Origin of the sequence: Colwellia hornerae, from assembly GCF_007954355.1 — a bacterium.
Classification (GTDB): domain Bacteria; phylum Pseudomonadota; class Gammaproteobacteria; order Enterobacterales; family Alteromonadaceae; genus Colwellia_A; species Colwellia_A hornerae.
This window is the reverse complement of record NZ_VOLR01000059.1, coordinates 1-2,562: the sequence shown is the minus strand read 5'-3', so window position 1 is coordinate 2,562 and position 2,562 is coordinate 1. Positions and strand designations below refer to the sequence as shown.

The 2,562-nt window shown below is 35.8% G+C and carries 5 protein-coding genes; all 5 read right to left on the bottom strand.

Annotated elements, in window-relative coordinates; genetic code table 11:
* Positions 1-86: 86 nt before the first annotated feature.
* Positions 87-425 (bottom strand): DUF6572 domain-containing protein, encoded by a 339-nt coding sequence (locus tag ESZ26_RS18820; RefSeq protein ID WP_146801378.1) that lies wholly within the window; start codon positions 423-425, stop codon positions 87-89.
* Between the two features lie 78 nt (positions 426-503).
* Complete coding sequence (locus ESZ26_RS18815) at positions 504-1,130, bottom strand: hypothetical protein (RefSeq protein WP_146801380.1); 627 nt, start codon at positions 1,128-1,130, stop codon at positions 504-506.
* A 115-nt stretch (positions 1,131-1,245) separates the two neighbouring features.
* A complete protein-coding gene (locus ESZ26_RS18810) occupies positions 1,246-1,539 on the bottom strand; it encodes a type II toxin-antitoxin system RelE/ParE family toxin (protein WP_146910732.1) in 294 nt (97 codons plus the stop codon).
* Entirely contained in the window at positions 1,536-1,817 is a 282-nt protein-coding gene (locus ESZ26_RS18805; RefSeq protein WP_146801410.1) for a type II toxin-antitoxin system Phd/YefM family antitoxin, read from the bottom strand. The genes ESZ26_RS18810 and ESZ26_RS18805 overlap by 4 nt, the downstream gene beginning before the upstream one ends.
* 559 nt (positions 1,818-2,376) lie before the next feature.
* Positions 2,377-2,562, bottom strand: a 186-nt coding sequence (locus ESZ26_RS19370; protein WP_211361229.1) for a hypothetical protein, incomplete at its 5' end; no start/stop codon positions are given.

The window sequence follows — 2,562 nt, the reverse complement described above, 5'->3', positions numbered from 1 at the left end:
TTAACCTGTTGCTTGGTTATGGGTTTTCCAGACATATCTTTCTCTATTAAATTTGATATATCTGAAGTGTACCAAAACCGGTCAACCTAATTGTCGCGACCCGGCCAAGCTAATTGTCGCCTAATAACGAAGCTAATACTATCAGTCTCTAATACTGGAACCAACTGGTTAATAAAATCAGTTAGTATCTCTGTTGGATTGTGACCAACGATTAATTCAATTCGTTTAGGTAAAGCAGACTTTTGAGGCTCTTCCTCTTCTAGTTGCCCATCAAGAATATAAACCAAGTAATGGTTTAGTTTACTTTGAAGTAATTCAATATTTGATTCATCAATAATTTCATACTGAACTAGCGTAAGGACGCAAACGCCATTATCTATAGAACAAATATCAACCTTATTTTGGAAACTTATGCCATATTTCATATAGGTATATAACGCCCAAATAACAGGCTAAGTAATGGTTGGCTAAAATTGTGTAGCGAAGCGAAACGTAGCCAACTGTTACGTGTCCTTGTTGATTTTCTTGTTATGTTTACGGGCACCCTCTTCGTCCAAATTGCTTAAATAAACTTGTAACCCAATATGACCATCTAGTATTTTGGGCTTTTTAGCTAAACTGTCCTTATACGCATAGGTATCAATTGGGTCTTTATAATCTTCTCCCCACTTAGAGAATTCAGTGATAACTACAGCAGAATTAGGTTCTATATTTTCACATGAATTTAGCATTAAGTTACCAGAATAATATCCTGGATGATTAAAATCACCACTCTTTAGTATTTTATAAAACTCATGCCCCCATTGTTCAGCACTTTCATCGCAAATCAATTGGTATCGGACAGTCTTTATTTGTGAACGAATATTATTATAACGAAGAATCAGTCGCGCAGAGGTTAACCAATTAAGTCTACTTGCTTTCGGAGGGGTTGTATTTTCTCCGTCATCCGTCAATACTTTATAAGACTTTTCTAACAATAATATAGCGTAGTCACTAAGGTCTTTATCTTCTTGTGTTTGTTCATCAAGTTTATTTCTTTTTCTTGAATTAAAAAAACTCAAAAAAGCTACAAAAATAGATGTGATAGCCAACAGCAAACTAACCAGAGGTATAATTTCTTCTAATTTCAACGAACACTCCAATTTACGGTAAACATAACGCCCGCTTAAGCGGAAAAATATAGCTGGCTAAAATTTTGAACGGAGTGAAAACAGCCAGCTGTATTTTTTCCGTTTGAAGCGCTTGTTATAACTCAACATCGCCTGAACTCAACAACTGACGACTATTTCGTAATGTTAGAATTCTAATCTCATTTTCAATTTTATAGATAATACGATAGCTACCAAATATAATTTCTCGGTAACTTGAACCTATTAGCTCCGGAACCGGACGACCCATTTCAGGTTGAGCTCCAAGTAAATCTGCATGATCAAATACATCATTCACCCATTTATCAGCAGCAGATGGCTTATCAAGTGTGATAAACTTGGCTGTTGCCTCTAATTTATCTAATGCTAAAGGTGACCAAACTACTTTCAATTTTTTATACTCTTTAAAATTTGAGTGCGAGCATCAGAATTAGATATACCTAAGCCAGCAGAAAGTTGAGCTTCTGCCTTTTGTACTTCTTCAAGTAGTTCAATCTTTTCTTGCATAGCTTCATATTCAGAGACATCCATAACCACAGCCACACCTTTTCCTCTTTGGGTGATAACAATGGGTCTTCTTGTTTCATTAATTTGACGTATAAATGAAGCCGCTCCAGCCCTAAAATCTGATAAGGGCTGAATATCTTGATCAAAGTGAAGTCTACTCATAACAATACCTTTAGTTGTACTTTATATGGTACTAAGTATAGTAAAAATTAGAATCTAGCGCAAGACTTTGACTTTGAGTTATAACGCCCATATTAAGCGGCAAAAAATGGTTGGCTAAAATGTGAACGGAGTGAAACAGCCAACTTTTTTTTGTCCGTTTGAATTGCTTGTTAGGTGAAGTATCTCAGTAAATACATAACCTTAAAGCAAATATTAAAAGTTAATATAACATTCGCCACTTTATAAACACAACTGCTAGATTTTGAGCCACTACACCAAATAAAGAAAAGCCAATTAGCGAGGACATTTTGTCTTTAGGTAATGCCCGAAGACTATATTGGCGAGAGTGACGTAGACTTTGGCGAAACACTCCAAAAACACTTAAAGTAAACACAAACGCCCTACTTAAATTGGCAGAATAACTTAACAATAAAACGAAGTGGCGATTCCACCTAACGCCCATATTAAGCGGCAAAAAATTGTTGGTTATACTGTTGAACGGAGTGAAACAACCAACTGTTTTTTGTCCGTTTGAATTGCTTATAGTTGCTCCGTTCCATTAATTAATCAGTTTACCTAACTCATTAATAGGTGGAATATACTTCTGTTGCTTACGAATATTTGAATGAAAACACTCGATGCTTTTAACAAGACTTTCGGCGCAACAGAAGTTACTTGTTTCACTACGCATACTCAGGGGTTGCCGTCTATATCGACTATCTATAAGACCTGCGAGAAACAATAC